Origin of the sequence: Pseudomonas sp. BIC9C, from assembly GCF_034541995.1 — a bacterium.
Classification (GTDB): domain Bacteria; phylum Pseudomonadota; class Gammaproteobacteria; order Pseudomonadales; family Pseudomonadaceae; genus Aquipseudomonas; species Aquipseudomonas fluorescens_CC.
Genome location: NZ_JAWDGM010000003.1, coordinates 286,154 through 308,693, shown reverse-complemented (window position 1 = coordinate 308,693; position 22,540 = coordinate 286,154). Strand labels below are relative to the sequence as shown.

At 59.8% G+C, this 22,540-nt stretch carries 17 protein-coding genes and 1 pseudogene; 12 read left to right on the top strand and 6 right to left on the bottom strand.

Features of this window, described 5'->3' with window-relative positions; all coding sequences use genetic code 11:
• Nucleotides 1-16 precede the first annotated feature (16 nt).
• Nucleotides 17-2,863, top strand: a complete 2,847-nt coding sequence (gene rapA / locus RS887_RS16010; RefSeq protein WP_008016474.1) for an RNA polymerase-associated protein RapA — start codon at nt 17-19, stop codon at nt 2,861-2,863.
• 169 nt (nt 2,864-3,032) lie between these two features.
• On the opposite strand, the gene RS887_RS16005 is transcribed toward rapA, so the two are convergent.
• The gene (locus RS887_RS16005) at nt 3,033-4,382 is read right to left on the bottom strand and encodes an MFS transporter (RefSeq protein WP_322616101.1); all 1,350 of its coding nucleotides are present in this window, start codon (nt 4,380-4,382) and stop codon (nt 3,033-3,035) included.
• A gap of 267 nt (nt 4,383-4,649) precedes the next feature.
• Between RS887_RS16005 and RS887_RS16000 the strand changes: the two genes are divergently transcribed.
• Both RS887_RS16000 and RS887_RS15995 read left to right on the top strand, forming a co-directional pair.
• Nucleotides 4,650-5,015 (top strand): YkgJ family cysteine cluster protein, encoded by a 366-nt coding sequence (locus RS887_RS16000; RefSeq protein WP_322616100.1) that lies wholly within the window; start codon nt 4,650-4,652, stop codon nt 5,013-5,015.
• A gap of 147 nt (nt 5,016-5,162) precedes the next feature.
• A complete protein-coding gene (locus tag RS887_RS15995; RefSeq protein ID WP_322616099.1) occupies nt 5,163-7,379 on the top strand; it encodes a bifunctional diguanylate cyclase/phosphodiesterase in 2,217 nt (738 codons plus the stop codon).
• Here the strand turns inward: RS887_RS15995 and RS887_RS15990 are convergent.
• On the bottom strand, nt 7,336-8,232 hold the full coding sequence (locus RS887_RS15990; protein ID WP_322616098.1) for an NAD(P)-dependent oxidoreductase: 897 nt from the start codon (nt 8,230-8,232) through the stop codon (nt 7,336-7,338). The genes RS887_RS15995 and RS887_RS15990 overlap by 44 nt on opposite strands.
• Nucleotides 8,233-8,428: 196 nt before the next feature.
• On the opposite strand from RS887_RS15990, the gene RS887_RS15985 reads away from it, so the two are divergent.
• Nucleotides 8,429-10,624 carry a hypothetical protein gene (locus RS887_RS15985; RefSeq protein WP_322616097.1) on the top strand — a complete coding sequence of 732 codons (2,196 nt, stop codon included), beginning with the start codon at nt 8,429-8,431 and terminating at the stop codon, nt 10,622-10,624.
• Between the two features lie 269 nt (nt 10,625-10,893).
• Here RS887_RS15985 and RS887_RS15980 read toward each other — a convergent pair.
• A pseudogene (locus RS887_RS15980) lies at nt 10,894-11,198 on the bottom strand (DUF2288 domain-containing protein).
• Between the two features lie 351 nt (nt 11,199-11,549).
• Here RS887_RS15980 and RS887_RS15975 point away from each other — a divergent pair.
• The 5 genes from RS887_RS15975 (at nt 11,550) to RS887_RS15955 (ending at nt 16,547) form a co-directional block, all read left to right on the top strand.
• Nucleotides 11,550-12,677: a branched-chain amino acid ABC transporter substrate-binding protein gene (locus RS887_RS15975; protein ID WP_008016465.1), complete on the top strand. Its 1,128-nt coding sequence runs from the start codon at nt 11,550-11,552 to the stop codon at nt 12,675-12,677.
• Between the two features lie 227 nt (nt 12,678-12,904).
• Nucleotides 12,905-13,828, top strand: a complete 924-nt coding sequence (gene livH, locus RS887_RS15970) for a high-affinity branched-chain amino acid ABC transporter permease LivH (RefSeq protein ID WP_008016464.1) — start codon at nt 12,905-12,907, stop codon at nt 13,826-13,828.
• Nucleotides 13,825-15,081 (top strand): high-affinity branched-chain amino acid ABC transporter permease LivM, encoded by a 1,257-nt coding sequence (locus RS887_RS15965; RefSeq protein WP_322616096.1) that lies wholly within the window; start codon nt 13,825-13,827, stop codon nt 15,079-15,081. Before livH ends, RS887_RS15965 begins: the two co-directional genes overlap by 4 nt.
• Nucleotides 15,078-15,845 carry a high-affinity branched-chain amino acid ABC transporter ATP-binding protein LivG gene (gene livG, locus RS887_RS15960; RefSeq protein ID WP_085715580.1) on the top strand — a complete coding sequence of 256 codons (768 nt, stop codon included), beginning with the start codon at nt 15,078-15,080 and terminating at the stop codon, nt 15,843-15,845. Before RS887_RS15965 ends, livG begins: the two co-directional genes overlap by 4 nt.
• Nucleotides 15,846-16,547, top strand: coding sequence for an ABC transporter ATP-binding protein (locus RS887_RS15955; protein ID WP_008016460.1), 702 nt, complete (start codon nt 15,846-15,848; stop codon nt 16,545-16,547). It abuts the gene before it with no gap.
• A gap of 215 nt (nt 16,548-16,762) precedes the next feature.
• Here the strand turns inward: RS887_RS15955 and RS887_RS15950 are convergent, their stop codons facing one another.
• Complete coding sequence (locus RS887_RS15950; RefSeq protein WP_322616095.1) at nt 16,763-17,671, bottom strand: LysR family transcriptional regulator; 909 nt, start codon at nt 17,669-17,671, stop codon at nt 16,763-16,765.
• 107 nt (nt 17,672-17,778) lie between these two features.
• Between RS887_RS15950 and RS887_RS15945 the strand changes: the two genes are divergently transcribed.
• Nucleotides 17,779-18,378 carry a short chain dehydrogenase gene (locus RS887_RS15945; RefSeq protein ID WP_322616094.1) on the top strand — a complete coding sequence of 200 codons (600 nt, stop codon included), beginning with the start codon at nt 17,779-17,781 and terminating at the stop codon, nt 18,376-18,378.
• A 12-nt stretch (nt 18,379-18,390) separates the two neighbouring features.
• On the opposite strand, the gene RS887_RS15940 is transcribed toward RS887_RS15945, so the two are convergent.
• Nucleotides 18,391-18,747 carry a hypothetical protein gene (locus RS887_RS15940; protein WP_008016456.1) on the bottom strand — a complete coding sequence of 119 codons (357 nt, stop codon included), beginning with the start codon at nt 18,745-18,747 and terminating at the stop codon, nt 18,391-18,393.
• A gap of 173 nt (nt 18,748-18,920) precedes the next feature.
• Between RS887_RS15940 and RS887_RS15935 the strand changes: the two genes are divergently transcribed.
• Complete coding sequence (locus tag RS887_RS15935) at nt 18,921-19,589, top strand: hypothetical protein (protein ID WP_322616093.1); 669 nt, start codon at nt 18,921-18,923, stop codon at nt 19,587-19,589.
• 107 nt (nt 19,590-19,696) lie between these two features.
• Nucleotides 19,697-21,310 carry an NAD(P)/FAD-dependent oxidoreductase gene (locus RS887_RS15930; protein WP_322616092.1) on the top strand — a complete coding sequence of 538 codons (1,614 nt, stop codon included), beginning with the start codon at nt 19,697-19,699 and terminating at the stop codon, nt 21,308-21,310.
• A gap of 131 nt (nt 21,311-21,441) precedes the next feature.
• On the opposite strand, the gene RS887_RS15925 is transcribed toward RS887_RS15930, so the two are convergent.
• The gene (locus tag RS887_RS15925; protein WP_322616349.1) at nt 21,442-22,539 is read right to left on the bottom strand and encodes a PLP-dependent cysteine synthase family protein; all 1,098 of its coding nucleotides are present in this window, start codon (nt 22,537-22,539) and stop codon (nt 21,442-21,444) included.
• Nucleotide 22,540: the final 1 nt, after the last annotated feature.

The following is a 22,540-nucleotide window of genomic DNA, read 5'->3' as shown; positions in this document are numbered from 1 at the left end:
GTGGGAGTCAGGCAGCATGGCGCAGCAGTATCAACCGGGGCAACGCTGGATCAGTGACAGCGAAGCCGAGCTGGGTTTAGGCACCGTTCTGGCACAGGACGGCCGCTTGTTGACCGTGCTCTACCCGGCCACTGGCGACACTCGCCAGTACGCGCTACGGAATGCGCCGCTTACCCGCGTGCGGTTTTCGCCGGGTGACACCATCACGCACTTCGAAGGCTGGAAACTGATCGTCCGCGAAGTCGACGACATTGATGGCCTGCTGGTTTACCACGGCCTCAACGGGCAGAACGACGTGGTCACCCTGCCGGAAACCCAACTGTCGAACTTCATCCAGTTCCGCCTGGCCAGCGACCGTCTGTTCGCCGGTCAGATCGACCCGCTGGCCTGGTTCTCCCTGCGTTATCACACCCTGGAACATACCAGCCGCCAGTTGCAGTCTTCCCTTTGGGGCCTGGGCGGCGTGCGTGCGCAACCGATCGCGCACCAGTTGCACATTGCCCGTGAAGTCGCCGACCGTATCGCGCCACGGGTTCTGCTGGCCGACGAAGTGGGCCTGGGCAAAACCATCGAAGCCGGCCTGGTGATCCATCGCCAATTGCTCTCGGGCCGCGCCAGCCGTGTGCTGATCCTGGTTCCGGAGAACCTGCAGCACCAGTGGCTGGTAGAGATGCGTCGTCGCTTCAACCTGCAGGTGGCGCTGTTCGACGAAGAGCGCTTCATCGAAAGCGATGCCAGCAACCCGTTCGAAGACACCCAGCTCGCGCTGGTCGCCCTTGAGTGGCTGGTGGACGACGAGAAAGCCCAGGACGCGCTATTCGCGGCAGGCTGGGACTTGCTGGTGGTCGACGAAGCTCACCACCTGGTGTGGCACGAAGATCAGGTCAGCCCTGAATACTCGCTGGTCGAGCAACTCGCCGAAACCATTCCCGGCGTGCTGCTGCTGACCGCCACTCCGGAACAATTGGGCCAGGACAGCCACTTCGCTCGTCTGCGCCTGCTCGACCCGAACCGTTTCCACGACCTGCAGGCCTTCCGCGCCGAAAGCGAAAACTATCGCCCGGTGGCTGAAGCCGTTCAGGAGTTGCTGGACAAGGGACGCCTTTCGCCGCAAGCCCACAAGACCATTCACGGTTTCCTCGGTAACGAAGGCGAAGCCCTGCTGGCCGCCGTCAACGATGGCGACACCGAAGCCAGCGCCCGCCTCGTGCGCGAATTGCTCGACCGTCACGGCACCGGCCGCGTGCTGTTCCGTAATACCCGTGCCGCCGTGCAGGGTTTCCCGGAGCGCAAGCTGCACCCGTATCCGCTGCCATGCCCGGACGAATACCTCGAACTGCCATTGGGCGATCACGCCGAGCTGTACCCGGAAGTCAGCTTCCAGGCTCAGCCAGATGCCAGCGAAGAAGAACGCTGGTGGAAGTTCGACCCGCGCGTCGAATGGCTGATCGATCAGCTGAAGATGCTCAAGCGCACCAAAGTGCTGGTGATCTGCGCCCACGCCGAAACCGCCATGGACCTGGAAGACGCCCTGCGCGTGCGTTCCGGCATTCCGGCCACGGTGTTCCACGAAGGCATGAACATCCTCGAGCGTGACCGTGCCGCCGCCTACTTCGCCGACGAAGAGTTTGGTGCACAAGTACTGATCTGCTCGGAAATCGGCAGTGAAGGTCGCAACTTCCAGTTCTCCCATCACCTGGTGCTGTTCGACCTGCCGTCCCACCCGGACCTGCTGGAACAACGTATCGGCCGACTGGACCGGATCGGCCAGAAACACGTCATCGAACTGCATGTGCCGTACCTGGAAACCAGCCCGCAAGAGCGCCTGTTCCAGTGGTACCACGAAGCACTGAACGCCTTCCTCAACACCTGCCCGACCGGCAACGCCTTGCAGCACCAGTTCGGCCCGCGCCTGCTGCCGCTGCTCGAAGAAGCCGACGATGTCGAATGGCAAGCGCTGATCGACGAAGCCCGCACCGAGCGTGAGCGCCTGGAAGCCGAGTTGCACACCGGCCGTGACCGTTTGCTGGAGCTGAACTCCGGTGGCGCGGGCGAAGGCGATGCACTGGTGGAAGATATCCTTGAGCAGGACGATCAGTTCGCGCTGCCGATCTACATGGAAACCCTGTTTGACGCCTTTGGCATCGACAGCGAAGACCACTCGGAAAACGCGCTGATCCTCAAGCCGAGCGAAAAAATGCTCGACGCCAGCTTCCCGCTGGGCGACGACGAAGGCGTGACCATCACTTACGACCGTAACCAGGCGTTGTCTCGCGAAGACATGCAGTTCATCACCTGGGAGCACCCGATGGTTCAGGGCGGCATGGATCTGGTGCTGTCCGGCTCCATGGGCAACACCGCCGTGGCGCTGATCAAGAACAAGGCACTCAAGCCGGGCACCGTGTTGCTGGAACTGTTGTATGTCAGCGAAGTGGTCGCCCCGCGCTCGCTGCAACTGGGCCGCTACCTGCCGCCAGCGGCCCTGCGTTGCCTGCTCGATCCCAATGGCAACGACCTGGCGGCCCGCGTGTCGTTCGAAACCTTGAACGATCAGCTCGAAAGCGTGCCGCGTGCCAGCGCCAACAAGTTCATCCAGGCCCAGCGCGACCAGCTGACGCCACGGATCAATGCCGGCGAAGCGAAAATCCTGCCTCGCCACACTGAGCGTGTCGCCGAGGCGCAGCGTCGCCTGGCCGCCGATACCGAAGAAGAACTGGCGCGCCTGACCGCGTTGCAAGCGGTCAACCCGACCGTGCGCGACAGCGAACTGGTTGCCCTGCGCAATCAACGCGAGCAAGGCCTGGCCATGCTCGACAAGGCGGCGCTGCGACTGGAAGCGATTCGGGTGCTGGTGGCGGGTTAATCCCCTGCTCCACCCTGCTTAAAAAGAAGGCCCGCAGTGATGTGGGCCTTTTTGTTTACTTCAATTTCAGCAGTGCTACTGATGGCCTCTTCGCGGGCAAGCCCGCTCCCACATTGGATCTTCAGCGTATATGAGATCCCCGTGGGAGCGGGCTTGCTCGCGAAGGCGGTTAAGCAGTCACCGCAGAACTGTCGGGCTCAACCACCGCCACCAACCCTTCCTTCATCCGCTTGGCGTCGCGCACAAAACACCGCGAAGCCAGGTACAGAAACACCACAGTGAAAAACAGCGCCACCGGAATCAGGTACATCGCGTCATGCAGGCCAACCGCCTTGAACGCTTCGGTCATCTGCCCGGCACCGGCCGCCAGCATCGCCGAATGAGCAAAGTGATCCGACAAGGCCCCGACCACCACTGGCCCCAGGCCACCGCCCAACAGGTACAACCCGGCAAAGAACAATGCCATGGCCGTTGCCCGCAACCGCGGCTCCACCACATCCTGTATCGCCGTGTACACGCAGGTGTAGAAGTTGTAGGCGAACAGCCAGCCGACGCTGAATACGGCGACAAACACCCCAATCTCGATGCGCCCGGAATGCAGCGCCCACGCGGTGCAGACCGTCGAAATCATCAGGCTGAACGCTGCAAACAACAGCCGTCCGTTGGCAATCCGCTGGTGAATCTTGTCAGCGATCCAGCCACCGAGGGTCAGGCCGACCAACCCGGTCACGCCGACAATGACTCCGGTGGCGACCGCGGCATCCTGCAACGGCATGAGGAAATACCGCTGCAGCATCGGCACCAGAAACGAGTTGCAGGCATAGGTGGCGAAGTTGAAACACAGACCGGCCATCACCAGCCACAGGAAGGTCGGCACAGCCAATACCCGACGGATCGGCCGATCGATCTTTTCCTGCGATACCTGAACACTCTCGGCGGCGCCGCGTTTCGGTTCCTTGATGAAAAACATGAAGATCGCGAGGATCAGCCCGGGCACCGCCGCGATAAAGAACGGCGCGCGCCAGCTATCGAAGGCTTTGACCATCGCGCCGATGGTGAAGAACGCCAGCAACAGCCCCAATGGCAGCCCGAGCATGAAGATGCCCATGGCCCGCGCCCGGCGGTGCGCCGGAAACAAGTCGCCGATCAGCGAGTTGGCGGCTGGCGCGTAACTGGCCTCGCCGATGCCGATCCCCATGCGCACGATCAGGAAGCTCCAGAAGCTGCCCACCATACCGTTGACGGCGGTCAACCCGCTCCACACCGCCAGCCCCCAGCCCATCAGTTTGCTGCGCGAGCCGGTATCGGCCATGCGCCCCAATGGCAAGCCGGCAATGGCATAGACGATGGTGAAAGCCGTACCGATGATGCCCAACTGGAAATCACTGAGGTGCCATTCCATGCGAATGGGCTCGATGATGATGGCCGGGATGGTACGGTCGAAAAAATTGAACAGGTTGGCCAGGAACAACAGGAACAGGATGCGCCAGGCATTGGCCGCTTGGGTCGAGTTCTGCATGGGTCCGTCTCTTTTATTGTTTTTGGGGCGTCACTGCCCCCGGACTTTGCAATCTAGACAGGGCGGCCATACCTGTCTTTCATTATTCGCCAGGCTGATACCAACCCATGGGATGCAACCTGTAGGAGCTTTCGCAGGACGGGTATTTCACAGCCCGTCAGGTCGATGAAAAATACCTTTCTCCCCCCCTTCCCAAGCCGTTTGCGAAGCCTAGAATAGCGGCCTTGCTCCCCCCTGTGTCTCCACTCCTCCTTACGATAATCGCCCATGTCCGAAGCCAGTCCGTGTCTGAATTGCGGTGCCTGCTGTTCTCATTTTCGCGTGTCATTTTTCTGGGGTGAATGCGCTTCTGCCGGGGGGACGGTACCCGATGAGCTTGTCGAGCAGATCAGCCCCAGTCGGGTCGCGATGATCGGCACCGGCTGCAAACCCGTGCGCTGCACCAGCCTGGTGGGAGACGTGGGCAGTACGGTGCAGTGCTCGATCTACGAACAACGCTCCAGCACCTGCCGGGAATTCGACGCTTCATGGGTCGATGGCCTGGTCAATCCCGATTGCGACGCGGCCCGTGCCGCATTCGGCTTGCCGGCCCTGCAACCCGCGTTCGAGCCGCCTCAGAAGCAAATCGCCTGAGCAATAGCACCAATCGCTATTAGGTTAATATCAAAATCATTGGTGCCAATGTGCCACTATCCCTTGCACTCCATCCATGCCCTCTATACTCCAGGACATTCGCCGGCGCTCCTTGCGCCGGCCTGCGGGATAACGATGGGGCATGCTATGGAGTGGCTTGGTTTGCATTTCATTACCGAGCTACCAGAGAGTGGACAGGTCATACTCAATTGCAAACATGACCCTTTTCTGGTGCTGCTGGCGTATCTGGTTGCCTGTGTCGGCTGTTTCGCGACACTGGACATGGCCGAACGGGTTGCTCACGCTGAAAAACCCGCATCCAAAACGCGCTGGCGCTGGGTGGGCAGCGGATGCTTGGCCGGCGGTATCTGGGCCATGCATTTTGTCGGGATGCTGGCATTCCAGGCACCTATCGGCCTTTACTACCAACTGCCTGTCACGGTGTTCTCGCTAACCATCGCGCTGCTCGCCGCATGGCTGGCAATGCATACCCTCAGTCTCCCTGATTTGAATTTGCAACAGTGCCTCAAGGCATCGATCGGGATTGGCCTGGGTATCGCGACCATGCATTACGTGGGCATGACGGCCATGCACTCCAGTGCCTCGATCTATTACCATCCGGGTCTGTTTGCCCTTTCCATGGCGCTCGCGATCGGTGCCGCGCTGGCGGCCTTGTTGCTGGCATGGTATCTGCGCAATGGCGCCGGCATGCTGCATCAGCTCTTCAAATACGGCGCCAGCCTGTTGCTCGGGGCGGGCATCCTCAGTATGCACCTCACGGCCATGGCCGCCTTCAACCTGGTACTGCCCAACGACAGCCTGCCAGCGCAATCCGGCGAACAAAGCCATCTGCAACTGGCGTTGACCGTGACGGTCATGACCCTGCTGATCATCGGCAGCAGCATCAGCGCGGCACTGGCAGACAAGAAACTGCAACACAAGGACCACGACCTGCAGCGGGTCAACTCCCTGCTCAGCCAGCTGGACCAGGCGCGCATGTCGCTGCAACAGGTGGCGCACTACGACCCGCTGACCAACTTGATCAATCGCCGCGGGTTCAACCAGGTCTTCGCCGAAAAGCTCATCGAGAAAACCAATGAGACCGGGATGCTGGCGGTCCTGTTCCTGGACATCGATCATTTCAAGCGGATCAACGACAGCCTTGGCCACGATGCCGGTGACGAACTGCTCAAAGTGCTTGCCGGGCACATCAAGAGTTCGATTCGCAGTCACGAGGATGTGGTCGCACGCTTCGGTGGCGACGAGTTCTGCCTGCTCATTGACCTGCGTGACCGTGACGAAGCGCGGCAGCTGGCCCAACGCATCATGCTGAAAATGAAGGAACCCATCGAGCTGGCCGGCCGGCGCAAGGTCATGACCACCAGCATCGGCATCAGCATGTTTCCGGAAGATGGCATGACATGTGAGGAACTGCTGAAGAACGCCGACCTGGCGCTGTATCAGTCCAAGGGCAGCGGCCGCAACAGCCTGAACTTTTTCAGCGCCAACCTGAAAACCCGCGCCACGCTGGAGCTGCAACTGGAAGAAGAGTTGCGCCATGCCCTGCGTGAAGACACCGGCCTGATGCTCTATTACCAACCGATCTATGACCTCAAGACCGGTCAGGTCAGCAAGCTCGAAGCCTTGATCCGCTGGCAACACCCGGTCCACGGTTTACTCGTACCGGATCGTTTTATCGCCATCGCCGAGGCCAACGGCCTGATCGCCGAGCTGGACAACTGGGTGCTGCGCAAGGCCTGCGAGGATCTGGGCAAGTTGTCCCGCCAGGGCTGTGAAGACCTCAAGATCGCGGTGAATTGCTCGCCCCTGAACCTGGCGCGCGAAGAACTGGCCGATGAAATCGAGTACGCATTGCGGGCCGCCGGTGTGGAGCCTCACCGGCTGGAACTGGAAGTCACGGAAAACGCCTTGATGGGCAATATCGCCAACACCCTGGTGTTGCTGCGGCAGATACGCGCCCTCGGCGTGTCGCTGTCGATCGATGACTTCGGCACCGGCTATTCATCCCTGGCCTACCTCAAGCGCTTGCCCCTCAACACGCTGAAAATCGACCGCTCGTTCATCCAGGACATCCCCAAGGCCACCCAAGACATGGAAATTGTCCAGGCGATTATCGTCATGGCCCATACCCTGCACCTGCAAGTGGTCACCGAAGGGGTCGAAACCTTCGAGCAATACCAGTTTCTGGAAAACCATGGCTGTGACTTCGTTCAGGGCTATTTGCTCAGTCGGCCGGTGCCACTGGCCGAGCTGCATCCGGTGCTGAACGAAATCAACCAGCGCAAACACGCCTATACCGTCACAACGCTGAGTCTGGCTCACGGTACATCTGCACTAATGTAGAGGGGTCCTTTTCAAGGAAACCCTGACTCCCATGCAGGCGCATCAACTGCGCGGCCAGACCGCTTATCGGTGTCGCCGAGCCTTGTTCACGGGAAAACTTCACCGCCGTATCCAGATCCTTGAGCAACGTGCGCACGTGCCACTTGACCGGCTCGAAACGGCTTCCAGCCATCTGCGGGGCCAGGATCTGCAACGGTTTCGAATCGGCAAAGCCACCGGCCAGTGCCTCGGCGATCAGGCTTGCATCCACCCCGGAACGTTCGGCCAGCGCGACCACTTCGGCAATCACCAATGCATTGCAGGCGACGATCATCTGATTGCACGCCTTGGTCACCTGCCCGGCCCCGACGCCGCCCATGTGCGTCACGCGCTGCCCCAGGCTCAGCAGAACGGGGCGCACCCGATCCAGATCCTGTGACTCACCACCCACCATGATTGCCAGGCTTCCAGCCTCGGCACCGACCACGCCACCGGACACCGGCGTATCGAGCCAGCCCATGCCGGTTTTACCGGCGAGTTCTGCGGCCATTTCCCGCGTGGCGTTGGGTTCCAGGCTGGAAAAATCCACCAGTAACTGGCCTTTTTTTGCCCCCTCGACAATGCCTGTCGGACCAAACACTACCTCGCGTACGACCGACGTATCCGCCAAGCACAACATCACCACGTCGGCGTGCTGGCACAGTTCGGCCGGGCTGGCGACCTGGCGTGCGCCTGCCTCCACCAGCGGCTTGCACTTGTCCGGATTGCGATTCCATACCGCCAACGGATACCCCGCGGCCAGCAGGCGCCGGCACATCGGCAGCCCCATCAGGCCGATCCCGGCAAACCCCAGCGAAGGGAGCATTGACATCATTTAGCCTCCTTTTGATTAAAGATCGCCAGATATTGGCCGATCCATCATGACTTAGGAAAGGATTCACTCCGAGTAATGCTCGGGCTAAAGACCAAGGCATGGTCCAAGTACGCGCTGAAAAAAGACGCGATTCTATTCCGTGACGGTTCGACGACAGTGAGTCGGCCAACCAATCAGCCCAGGTAGATGGCGAACAATGACTTCTAAAAACAACCCGGCCACTGCGATAACCGATCTGACGTTGAGCCCCGCGGCCAACAGCCCGTCATCACCGAAGCCATTGATTCAATCCCGTCCGTTGGCGACCCAGCAATACCTGTACTTCACCGAAACCAACACCGACCGCATCCTCGATAACCTCGACGGCCTGCGCGACATGGTGTTCCCGCGCCCACCGCATCTGGAAGGCGACAGCGAACAGCACAACGACCAGGAATTCCCGTCGGTGTGCCTGATTGGCCTGGGCCGCTGCGGCTCGAACATTGCGCTGGACGTGGCGGAGCTGGTGTACAACGCCCGCAAGTTCTACCTCAACGAATTCAACAACGAAGATCGCCTGTCGCCAGACAAGCGCTTTGCCGAAAAGGGCTACAGCCCGGCCCAGTGGATCCGCAACAACCTGCGCCTGGGCCAGAACAAGAACACCAAGCCGGTGTTTCTGGTCGAACCGCTGGTGATGCTCGGCGACCTGGACAAGGACATCGCCGGACGCATCCGTTTCTCGCGCAAGGGCGAAAAAAGCGGTTTCCTGCGTGACTACAGCAAGATGAAAATCATGGACTTGTCGGAAGTCCACGCCGGCGGTGCCGGTAACGCGCCGATCCTCGGCCAGTACCTGGCCAAGATCATCCTGAACAAGGACACCCAGCGTTTCTCCAGCCCTGACTGGAAAATGATTCACTCGTACCTGATCGACAGCTGCGGCATCAAAGCCAACCAGTCGCGCCTGTATTTCTCGATCTTCAGTGCCGGCGGCGGTACCGGCTCGGGCATGGCCTCGGAATTCGGCCTGGCCCAGCAGCACTCGTACATGAACAAGACGTTCGACACCAAACCGATGGACGAGCACGACAGCAAGAGCGGCCACTCCTTCGTCTTCGAACCGATCTTCACCAGCGGTATTTGCGTACTGCCGAACATTTCCGATCACCGCAGTGAAATGTCCGAGGCGCTGCACATCAACGCCGGTCGCCTGCTGTGCAAATACCTGTCGGAAGAGTGGGACTTTTCCTACAACTTCGCCAACGAAGACAGCAGCGAAGCCAGCGTCATGGGCCGTATCCGCCCATGGAACGCGATGATGCTGATCTCTAACGACATCATGCGCTACGCCGAAGAAAGCGATGACGGCAACATCCAGAACATCGACGTCAACGCGATGGAAAAGCACGCCAACCAGTACATTTCACAGCAGATCTTCAATATTCTGACGGCCCAGGCGGTCACCACCGACTACGACCAGAACTATTTCCGTCGTGCCGGCATCGACATCGGCGAAACCATCCGCCTGGACGCCAACGACCTGTTCATGAGCCTGGCCGGCCCGGTGGCCATTGCCTACGCCGAGTCCGTGGTGCCGGAAACCCCACCGCCGAGCAGCGATAAATTCAAGGTGTTCGAGAAAGAGCCGCAGCGCCTGAACATCGACGACCTGTTCTTCCGTTCGATCGACCTGCCGCACTTCAACAAGGTCACCCAGGCCATCGAAGGCATCAGCCTGTTGCCGATCGAGTCCAAGCGCTATCGCGCGTCGCTGGAGCAGTACAAGAACTCGGGGTACGACGCGGCGGCCCTGCATGACCTGCACTTCTTCAAGAATTGCTCGTCGGTGGTGTCGATCGTTTCCTTGCCGAAGGACTACAAGCTGTCCTACATGGATTTGAACCGGTTGAAGACTCACCTCAACAGCCTGTTCCCCAACACCACTCTCAAGCGCTACGCGCTGGTGATCGGTGCCTCGGCCAACCTGTCGCTGACCACCCTGATCGCCAAAAGCCCATGCCTGTCGGACGACTTCCTGACGCTGATCGTGGCTTTCATCAAGCGCTGCTTTGCGAAGTCCGCCTACCGTTTCGACGAAACCCTGGACAACTCGATCCTGGACTTCATCGTTCAGGAGGAATTCGACGAAGGCCGCATCGACGATTTGCTCAACGAATTCGAGAACCCGGCAAAAATCCTCGATACCAACTGGTACGCGATCAAGCCGATGTACGAGAAGAAGTACCGCGAACTGATCAACGACAAGGAAAAATTCGTCTCGATCAATGACATCCGCCTGTCACGCGACTGTGTGAAGAAAGCGATCAAGTACCTGCGCGAGATCTACCGTCACCGCATCGGCAAGACCAAGGTTATTTCGTTGAATAACCATACCGGTAAAACCTTCTAAACCGCGTCGCAACATTCGCGAGCAGGCTCGCTCCCACAAGGTCATCACTGAACCCTGTGGGAGCGAGCCTGCTCGCGATGGCGTTCTCAGATTCAACACAATTTCAACATTCAGAAACAATTGAGCAGCCGTTCAGCTGCCCTCTCAACTGTTCCCGTTACGTTTACGTCACCGTGAGGCTGTGGCCTTTCTCTACGGCAACGTGCCATCACGCTACTCGGCTACACACTTTTCCCTCTGAAAGGAACGCACCAAACAGGTGCAACCCTTTAAGCCTGCGCCCTTTCCTGGACCAGAATCCACGGCGAAACAACCACGGCCCACAACTGTGGATCACGCTCAAAAAGATCCAGCGCCCGCGTTTCAGACAGCTTGGCGAGCTTGTCAGCAGCCAGCCAGGCAGCCACTTTCTCCCTTCATCCTGGGCCACGGCCTCGGCGGCGGCGATCAAATCCAGGCCGGGATCGACCCACAATAGGGCACCCTTGGCGAAGAACGGCTCCAGCTCTTTCCAGGAAATAGATGCGGTTTCACCAAGCAGCTTGGCATAGAGGGTGCTAGGTTCTTGATTCATGGGACTGTCCGGAAAAGAAATCGACGCGAATGATAACGTCGGTGGACTGGCAGAAAAACCCGGATGCAATTGAGTGACCGAAATGAAAAGCGCAGGAAAGCCAGGGAATGCACTGAATCCGGCTATAAGCCTTTCAACACCCCCGCCGCAATTCTGTCTTTTTCTTTCAATAAAGCGACACTTGCAGGTTTTGTCCCCCGGCGCCGCCTTCCCAGGCCGACAATCGGCGCTCTACACTGTACCGGTACAGTTGCCGAGGGACTTTTCCGGGGAATGTCGCAGATATCTGACCCGGTTCTGCTGCTTTCGGCGCCAGGACTATAAAAATTACAACAGTAAGAGTGGAGCACTATGACTAAGGCTACTAAGCAGATTTCCAAACTGTTTGCCGCTATGGTTCTGGCCGGGGTTGCCAGCCATTCGTTCGCAGCTGACACCATCAAGATCGGCATCGCCGGCCCTAAAACCGGCCCGGTCACTCAATATGGCGACATGCAGTTCAACGGCGCCAAGATGGCCATCGAGCAGATCAACGCCAAGGGCGGCGTCGACGGCAAGATGCTCGAAGCCAAGGAATACGACGACGCGTGCGACCCTAAACAAGCTGTGGCCGTCGCCAACAAAGTGGTCAACGATGGTGTGAAATTCGTTGTCGGTCACCTCTGCTCCAGCTCCACTCAACCGGCTTCGGATATCTACGAAGACGAAGGCGTGATCATGATCACCCCGGCCGCCACCAACCCGGACATCACCACCCGTGGTTACAAACTGGTGTTCCGCACTATCGGTCTGGACAGCGCCCAGGGCCCTGCCGCCGGCAACTACATCGCCGACCACGTCAAGCCGAAGGTCGTAGCGGTACTGCACGACAAACAGCAGTACGGTGAAGGCATCGCCACCGCCGTGAAGAAAACCCTCGAAGGCAAAGGCGTCAAGGTTGCCGTGTTCGAAGGCCTCAACGCCGGTGACAAGGACTTCTCCTCGATCATCCAGAAGCTCAAGCAAAACAACGTCGACTTCGTTTACTACGGCGGCTACCACCCGGAGCTGGGCCTGATCCTGCGCCAGTCCAAGGAAAAGGGCCTGAACGCCAAGTTCATGGGGCCTGAAGGCGTCGGCAACGACTCCATCTCGCAAATTGCCCAGGACGCTTCCGAAGGCCTGCTGGTGACCCTGCCGAAATCCTTCGACCAGGACCCTGCCAACAAGGCGCTGGTACAAGCCTTCGCTGACAAGAAGCTGGACCCGAGCGGCCCGTTCGTGTTCCCGGCCTACTCGGCCGTCGAAGTGATCGCCGAAGGTATCAAGGCCGCCAAGAGCGAAGACACCGCCAAGGTGGCTGAAGCTATCCACAAAGGCACCTTCAAGACCCCTACCGGCGATCTGTCGTTCGACGACAAGGGCGACCTGAAGGACTTCAAGTTCGTGGTCTATCAGTGGCATTTCGGTAAACCAAAGACCGAAGTTTCGCCTCAGTAAGCTGGCTCCATGAGTCATGAAGCCCACTGCGCAAGCAGTGGGCTTTGTTTTACGAGATTAATGAGTCAGAGGCCCGCGATCCGGGAGCTGGCTTACCTGAAAATCTTAAAACCGTCACCAGCGGTTCGCTGGCAAACGCTCGAGCAAAAGTGGCCACAGACCACATCGCCCGGGCTGGAACATGACTCCACCAGTGAAATGCGTATCAGGTTTTTAGGAGCGCTGTAATGCCTGAGATCTATCACTTCTTCCAACAGCTGGTTAATGGGATGACCATTGGCAGCACCTATGCCCTGATAGCCATTGGCTACACAATGGTTTACGGCATTATTGGAATGATCAACTTCGCCCATGGCGAGGTCTACATGATCGGCTCCTACGTGGCCTTCATCGTCCTTGCCGGACTGGCCATGCTGGGTTTTGATTCACTGCCGCTGTTGATGACCGCCGCTTTCCTGGCGACCATCGTTGTTACCAGTGCCTACGGCTACAGCATCGAACGGATCGCCTACCGCCCCCTGCGGGGCAGTAACCGTCTGATCCCGCTGATCTCGGCCATCGGCATGTCGATCTTCCTGCAGAACTCCGTACTGCTCTCGCAGGACTCCAAGGACAAATCGATCCCCAACCTGATTCCGGGCAGCTTCAGCTTCGGTCCGGGCGGCGCACAGGAAGTGCTGATCTCCTACATGCAGATCCTGGTGTTCGTGGTGACCCTGGTGGTGATGCTCTGCCTCACCGGGTTCATCTCGCGTTCACGCCTGGGACGCGCCTGCCGGGCCTGTGCCGAAGACATCAAGATGGCCAACCTGCTGGGCATCAACACCAACAACATCATCGCCCTGACCTTCGTCATCGGTGCCGCCCTGGCGGCCGTGGCGGCTGTACTGCTGAGCATGCAGTACGGTGTGATCAACCCCAACGCCGGTTTCCTGGTAGGTCTCAAAGCCTTTACCGCAGCGGTTCTGGGTGGCATCGGCAGCATTCCTGGCGCCATGCTCGGCGGGCTGGTGCTGGGGGTGGCAGAAGCGTTTGGCGCCGATATCTTCGGTGATCAGTACAAGGACGTGGTGGCTTTCGGGCTGCTTGTTCTGGTGTTGTTATTCCGGCCAACCGGCCTGCTGGGCCGTCCGGAGGTTGAGAAAGTATGACTAGGAATCTTAAACAGGCGCTGTTTAGTGCCTTGCTGGTATGGGCCGTGGCCTATCCGGTACTCGGTCTGAAACTGTCCATCGCCGGTATCAGTCTCGAAGTGCAAGGTGCCAGCACCTCGACCCTGTTCATCATCGCCACCTGCTCGGTGCTGATGTTCCTGCGTGTGCTGTTCGATCGCCAATACTCGGCGGCCATGCGCTCCATGCCCAAGGGTAAACTGATCCCGGCCAGCGCGAGCCACTTCCTGACCCTGCCGACAACCCAGCGCTGGATCATCATGGCGTTGATCGTCGTTGCACTGGTCTGGCCGTTCTTCGGCTCACGCGGTGCGGTGGACATTGCCACGCTGATCCTGATCTACGTGCTGCTCGGCCTGGGCCTGAACATCGTGGTCGGCCTGGCCGGCCTGCTCGACCTCGGTTACGTCGGCTTCTACGCCGTGGGCGCCTACAGTTATGCACTACTGTCGCACTACTACGGCCTGAGCTTCTGGATCTGCCTGCCGATCGCCGGGCTGATGGCGGCCACCTTCGGCTTCCTGCTGGGTTTCCCGGTACTGCGTTTGCGCGGTGACTACCTGGCGATCGTGACCCTGGGCTTCGGTGAAATCATCCGTCTGTTCCTGCGCAACCTGACCGACCTCACCGGTGGACCGAACGGCATCAGCAACATTCCCAAACCGTCGCTGTTCGGCCTGAGCTTCGATAGAACGGCCGCCGAAGGCATGCAGACCTTCCACGAGTACTTCGGCCTGACCTACAACCCCGTCAGCAAGGTGGTTTTCCTCTACCTCGTTGCGTTGTTGCTGGCGCTGTTCGCGCTGTTCGTGATCAACCGCCTGTTGCGCATGCCGATCGGCCGTGCCTGGGAAGCTTTGCGCGAAGACGAAATCGCCTGCCGTGCCCTGGGCCTGAACCCGACTGTGATCAAGCTGTCTGCCTTCACCCTGGGTGCCTGCTTCGCCGGTTTCGCCGGTAGCTTCTTCGCTGCGCGTCAAGGGCTGGTCACGCCGGAGTCGTTCACCTTCATCGAGTCGGCCACCATCCTCGCCATCGTGGTGCTGGGCGGCATGGGTTCGCAGTTGGGCGTGGTCCTCGCAGCTGTCGTGATGATCCTGTTGCCCGAGCTGATGCGAGACTTCAGCGAATACCGCATGTTGATGTTCGGCGCCTTGATGGTGCTGATGATGATCTGGCGTCCTCAAGGTCTGCTGCCGATGCAACGCCCCCACATGGAGCTGCGCAAATGAGCCGTGAGATTCTGAATGTAAGCGGCCTGAGCATGCGCTTTGGCGGCCTGTTGGCGGTCAATGGCGTAGCCTTGAGCGTCAAAGAGAAACAAGTGGTGTCGATGATCGGCCCCAACGGTGCCGGCAAGACCACCGTGTTCAACTGCCTGACCGGGTTCTACAAACCCACCGCCGGCAGCATCCAGCTCAACGGTGAAGCGATCGAAGGCCTGCCCGGTCACAAGATCGCCGGCAAGGGCGTGGTACGGACCTTCCAGAACGTGCGGTTGTTCAAGGACATGACGGCGGTCGAAAACCTCCTGATCGCCCAGCACCGTCACCTGAACACCAACTTCCTGTCCGGCCTGTTCAAGACCCCGTCGTTCCGCAAAAGCGAACGCGAGGCCATGGAATACGCCGAGTTCTGGCTGGAAAAGGTCAACCTCAAGGAGTTCGCCAACCGTCCGGCCGGCACTCTGGCCTACGGTCAGCAACGTCGTCTGGAAATCGCCCGCTGCATGATGACCCGCCCGCGGATCCTCATGCTCGACGAACCGGCCGCCGGCCTCAACCCACGGGAAACCGAAGACCTCAAGGCTCTGATCGGCACCCTGCGTGAAGAGCATGATGTGACCGTGCTGCTGATCGAACACGACATGAAACTGGTCATGAGCATTTCCGACCACATTTTCGTGATCAACCAGGGCACACCGCTTGCCAACGGTACGCCGGAACAGATCCGCGACAATCCTGAAGTGATCAAAGCCTACCTGGGGGAAGCGTAAATGCTGCAGTTCGAAAACGTTTCCACCTTCTACGGCAAGATCCAGGCCCTGCACAGCGTCAACGTCGAAGTCCGCCAGGGCGAGATCGTGACCCTGATCGGTGCCAACGGCGCCGGCAAGTCCACCCTGCTGATGACGCTCTGCGGTTCGCCGCAAGCCCACAGCGGCAGCATCCGCTACATGGGTGAGGAACTGGTCGGCCAGGACTCCTCGCAGATCATGCGCAAGAGCATTGCCGTGGTACCGGAAGGTCGTCGGGTGTTTTCCCGCCTGACCGTGGAAGAAAACCTCTCCATGGGTGGTTTCTTCACCGCCAAGGGCGACTATCAGGAGCAGATGGACAAGGTCCTCGGGCTTTTCCCGCGCCTGAAAGAACGCTTCGCCCAGCGTGGTGGCACCATGTCCGGCGGCGAACAGCAAATGCTCGCCATCGGCCGTGCGCTGATGAGCAAGCCCAAGCTGTTGCTGCTCGACGAGCCGTCGTTGGGCCTGGCACCGATCATCATCCAGCAGATCTTCGACATCATCGAACAACTGCGCAAGGACGGTGTGACCGTGTTCCTGGTCGAGCAGAATGCCAACCAGGCGCTGAAAATCGCTGACCGTGCCTACGTTCTGGAGAACGGCCGGGTGGTTATGACAGGCACCGGTGAAGCACTGCTGACCGATCCGAAAGTGCGTGACGCGTACCTCGGCGGCTAAGCCTTTGCGGTACACAAAAGAAACGGCCTTCGCGGGCCGTTTTTTTATGCCTGCCAACCTCCTTAACTACGCAGACCCCTTTCTGTAGGAGCGAGCTTGCTCGCGAAGAACTGGAGAGCGCCGCGTTCATTCAGACAGCCCTCGTCATCGTTAACGTCCATCGTCGGAACGCCGCCCGGAGCCGGCTCGTTCCCACAGGATGTGCGCGTGAAGATTTACAGCCTGTCCAACGCCTCCCCACTGCGCTTGAACCACCCGATCAAATAATCCGCCAGCACCTGCGTGCGCTTGGGCAATCCACCCTGATACGGATGCACCAGGTACATCGGCATGCTGCGGGTCTGATAATCGCGCAGGAGCCAGCGCAAACGCCCGTCGGCCAGTTCTGTTGGCAAACAGTAGGATGGCAGGCGCGCAATACCGGCGCCGACCAGTGCGGCTTTCTTCAAGAGGTTGTAGTGGTTGCTGGCGAACGGCCCCGACACCCGCACCCGCAACAACTCATGCTGCTGGTGATACAGCCATTCTTCGCGGCCGCTGTAATGGCTGTTGAGCAGGCAACGATGCTCGGCCAGCGCCTGGGGCGTTTGCGGTTCACCGTATTGTTCCAGATAAGCCGGGCTGGCACAGGTCAGCTCTTGCCACGCCAGCAGCGGGCGCGCCACCAGTCGCTGGTCAATGGCCACGTCGGAGCGAATCGCCAGGTCGAAGCCGTCACGGGACAGGTCGCGGTAGCTGTTGTTGAGCTCCAGTTCGATCTGCACTTGAGGGTATTTGGCGGAAAACTCCAGCAGCAGGCCATCGAAGAAAGTTTCCCCGAGCGATACCGGCACCGTCATCCGCACCGGGCCGGCCATGTCGTCCTTCAGACGCGCCAGGGCCTGCCGCGCCCGCTCGACTTGCACCACCAGCGCCTGTGCCTGAGGCAACAACGCGGCACCGGCCGCGGTCAGGCTCAGGCGGCGGGTGGTGCGTTGCAACAGCACCACGCAAAACTGCGCTTCCAACTGGCTGATGCGTTTGGACAACTGGCCTTTGCTGCAACCGAGCTGCTGCGCCGCCAGGGTGAAACTTCCCGCCTCGATCAATACGGCGAACGCGGCCAGGTCATCCATCTCGCTCATGGATTGTTTCCATTTGAAAACCAAAGGTTGCCTATTAGTGCGCTTATCTACGAAAAAAACCACCCTAAACTGATACCTCGTTCAACCCACAACGAGGATCAACATTCATGAAAATTCTATTGATCGGCGCAGGCGGCACCATCGGTTCGGCCATCGACAAAGAACTGTCGCCACGCCACGAAATCATCCGCATCGGTCGCACCAGCGGCGACTTCCAGGTGGACATCAGCGACAGCGCCTCGATTCGCAAACTGTTCGAGCAGACCGGCAAATTCGACGCACTGGTGTGCGCCGCCGGCAACGTGACCTTTGCCCCGCTCAATGACATGACCGAAGAGAGCTTTGCCCTGGGCCTGAAGGACAAACTCATGGGCCAGGTCAACCTGTTGCTGATTGGCCGCGAGTTCGCCAACGACGGCGCTTCGTTCACCTTCACCACTGGTGTGCTCAGCCACGATCCGATTTACAGCGGTGCCTCGGCGGCGCTGGTCAACGGTGCACTGGACAGCTTCGTCCGGGCCGCCGCCATCGAACTGCCGCGCGGCCTGCGTGTGAATTCGATCAGCCCGAACGTCCTCGTCGAAGCCATGGGCAAATACGCGCCATACTTCCGCGGCTTCAAGCCAGTTCCTGCGGCGGACGTGGCGCTGGCCTACGCCAAGAGCGTGGAAGGCCTGCAAACAGGTCAGACCTTTCACGTAGGCTGAGCCGGTTCAAGCTCAATCAACCAACGTGGGCAAGAGGTCTTTGGCGACGGCTTTCGGGATGGACACCCTGAACTGCGAGCCCAAGACCGAATGCACTGTCGCCGTAGAAACCTTCCAGCCATTGATCGATAGCGTCAATTTATGGCCTATCGACTCACGGGTAATGCGCTGCATACGCTCAGTTGCTTCAGGACTGAGCGTGACATTCATTTCAAACGCCGAATGAAGTCTGTCGTTGTCCTTCAATAGCAACTCCATTCGGGTGAAGTCGGTTGCCGAAGACAAATTGATCTCGGCAGCCTGACTGCCCGAGGCTCCTGTCATCACAATCAAAAACAACCAGATCTTCCAGCCCATTGCGTTCTTCATATCCGCCCCCTGCAAAAACGCGGCAGCTTAGCTTTGGCATCCTGATACTCGGCATCGAAATAATTCACAAGATGTTGCCGGAAATCGCCCTCCACTTTGCCAGAGACCAACTCCAGCCTTGTGATGAACGGGCAGCCTGAGTAACGTGGCGGCACCTGTCAGGAGACCCCAAGATGCGTGTTGCCCGTTCCTTAGTCCTCGTTACCCTGCTTCCGCTGTTTGCCGCTTGCCAGTTGTTCGAGGGTGAACGGCAGAGCGCCTCCCATGTCGGCCAGACACGCATGCAAGGCCAGTTGACCGCAGCGGACGGCAAACTGGTGTTCCAGCCGTGCAACCAGGCAAACCGGTTCGTGGTCAACGACACCGGCGGTACCAGCGTCCTGCAGCAGGCCGCAAACCTGGCGGACAAACAGGGCAAGCTGTTTGCCGACGTGCGCGGACGGGTTGTGGCCGGTAGCGGTGGTGACGGCCAGCTCGATCTGGAACAGTTGTACCGCGTCGAGCGTTCGGGTACCGCGTGTGATGATCCGAACTTCAAACTGCTGATTCTGCGCGCCGCCGGCCACATCCCGGAGTGGAGCGTGAAAGTCAGCGGCAAAGGCATGGTCATCGACCGCGCAGGCCGGCCGCCGCTGGCCGTGCCTTACGTCGAGGAGCAACTGGGCGATGGCCGTTTCAACCTCAGCACCGAAGCCAACAACCAGCACATCGAACTGTGGGTTGCACCGCAACGTTGCGTCGACAGCAGCACCGGCAGCATCCAGCACATGAGCGCCGAGCTGCGAATTGACGGCCAGGTTCAGCGCGGATGCGGTTATTTCGGCGGATCGCGCGACGACTGATTCGACGAGAGGCGGTTTTTGCCTCACTGGACGCGGCCTTTGGGGCTTATAATCGCGGGCTTCAAACGCCCTGGCGCAGTTGTGCGCCCCGCGAACCGGATCCCGCCATGTTACGAATCACCGAACTCAAGTTGCCGATCGACCATCCCGATGAAGACCTGCGCCCTGCCATCGTGCAGCGCTTAGGGCTTGCCAGCGATGACCTGCTCGATTTCACCTTGTTCAAGCGCAGCTACGATGCGCGTAAAAAGTCCTCCGAACTGTGTTTCATCTACACCATCGACCTTGAAGTTCGCGACGAGGCGGCGGTGCTGCACAAGTTCGCCGACGACCGTAACGTCAACGTGGCGCCGGATGTCAGTTACAAAGCGGTAGGCCAGGCACCGGCCGACCTGAATGCGCGTCCGATCGTCGTCGGCTTCGGTCCGTGCGGGATTTTCGCCGGGCTGCTGCTGGCGCAAATGGGCTTCAAGCCGATCATCCTCGAACGCGGCACCGAAGTACGCCAGCGCACCAAGGACACCTGGGGCCTGTGGCGCAAAAGCGTGCTCAACCCGGAATCCAACGTGCAATTTGGTGAAGGCGGCGCGGGAACATTCTCCGACGGCAAGCTGTACAGCCAGATCAAGGACCCGAAGTTCCTTGGTCGCAAGGTCCTGCACGAATTCGTCAAGGCCGGCGCGCCGGAAGAAATCCTCTACGTCAGCAAACCGCACATCGGTACGTTCCGTTTGACCGGTGTTGTGGAAAACATGCGTGAGCAGATTCGCGCCCTTGGCGGCGAAGTGCGCTTCCAGCAGCGTGTCACCGACGTGTTGATCGAAGATGGCCAGCTGGTCGGCGTCGAGCTCCACGGCGGCGAGCAGATCCATTCCAGACACGTAATCCTGGCCCTGGGCCACAGCGCCCGCGATACATTCCGCATGCTCCACGGTCGTGGCGTGTACATGGAAGCCAAGCCATTCTCGGTGGGTTTCCGCATCGAGCACCCGCAGTCGCTGATCGACCGTGCGCGCCTGGGCAAGTACGCCGGCCACCCGAAACTGGGCGCCGCCGACTACAAACTGGTGCACCACGCCAAGAACGGTCGTTCGGTCTACAGCTTCTGCATGTGCCCGGGCGGTACGGTGGTGGCGGCGACGTCCGAACCGAACCGCGTCGTGACCAATGGCATGAGCCAGTACTCGCGTAACGAACGCAATGCCAACTCCGGTATCGTCGTCGGCATCACCCCGGAAGTCGATTACCCGGGTGGCCCGCTGGCCGGTATCGAGCTGCAGGAACGCCTGGAGTCCCACGCCTTTGTGCTGGGCGGCAGCAACTACGAAGCCCCGGCGCAGCTGGTCGGCGATTTTATCGCAGGCAAACCATCCACCGAATTGGGCAGCGTCGAGCCGTCCTACAAGCCGGGCGTTGCCTTGGGTGATCTGGCGCTGGCACTGCCGGCGTTCGCCATCGAAGCGATTCGCGAAGCCTTGCCGGCGTTCGAGAAGCAGATTCGCGGTTACTCGCTGCACGATGCTGTGTTGACCGGCATCGAGACACGTACGTCGTCGCCACTGCGCATTACCCGCAACGAGTCGATGCAGAGCCTGAACGTGAAAGGCTTGTTCCCCGCCGGTGAAGGTGCCGGGTATGCGGGCGGGATTCTGTCGGCGGGTGTCGACGGGATTCGCATTGCAGAAGCGGTAGCCCGGGACATCCTCGGTCTCGAGGCCTGATACCACTCTAATGTGGGAGCGGGCTTGCTCCGGGCGGCGATCCGACGAATACGGTTTCACATTCAACATACATGTTGGCTGATCCACCGCTTTCGCGAGCAAGCCCGCTCCCACATTTGATCTTCGGTGTGTCAGATATTGGCGCGCAAAATCGAGTCCGGCAGTGGCTCACCCCGCTCGACCGTCGCCGCTACCGCCGCCATCAAGCCACTCAATTCATACCCCTGGGCCTTGAGCCAATCCTGATCGTAGTAGGTCGTGGCGTAGCGCTCGCCGCCGTCACACAGAATCGCCACCATCGACCCCGTCTCCCCCGCCGCCTTCATGTGCTGGGCGGCCATCAGTGCGCCGATCAGATTGGTCCCGCTCGACCCGCCCACATGGCGTCCCAGACGCTCAGCAAGGTAGTGCATGGCCGCCAGTGACAAGGCATCCGGCACCTTGACCATCGCGTCGATCACCTTGGGCAGAAACGACGCTTCCACACGCGGCCGGCCGATGCCTTCGATACGCGAGCCGTGGTCCAGGCGCAGGCTGGCATCGCCAGTCTGGTAGTAATCAAAGAACACCGAACGCTCGGCATCGGCACACAGCACGCGGGTGCCATGCTGGCGATAACGTACGTATCGGCCCAGGGTGGCCGTGGTGCCCCCGGTACCGGGGCTGGAAATCAGCCAGCTCGGCTCGGGATGCTGCTCGAAACGCATCTGATGAAAGATCGACTCGGCAATGTTGTTGTTCGCCCGCCAGTCGGTGGCGCGCTCGGCGTAGGTGAACTGGTCGATGAAGTGCCCGTCGTGTTCGCGAGCCAGGCGCTCGGACTCGGCGTAGATCTGGGTCGGGTCGTCCACCAGATGGCTTTGTCCACCGTAGAAGGCAATTTGTGCGATCTTTTCCCTGGACGTGGTCGCCGGCATCACCGCAATGAACGGCAAGCCCAGCATGCGCGCGAAGTACGCTTCGGAAATCGCCGTCGAACCGCTGGACGCTTCAATGACCGGCGCACCGGGTTTGAGCCAGCCGTTACACAGCGCATACAGAAACAGCGAGCGGGCCAGGCGGTGCTTGAGGCTGCCCGTGGGGTGGCTGGATTCATCCTTGAAGTACAACTCGATGCCTGGAAAACCCGGTAGCGGCAAGGGAATCAGGTGTGTGTCGGCGCTGCGCTGGAAGTCGGCTTCGATGATCCGGATCGCTTCGCGGGACCACTGTCGGTTGTCGCTCATGATG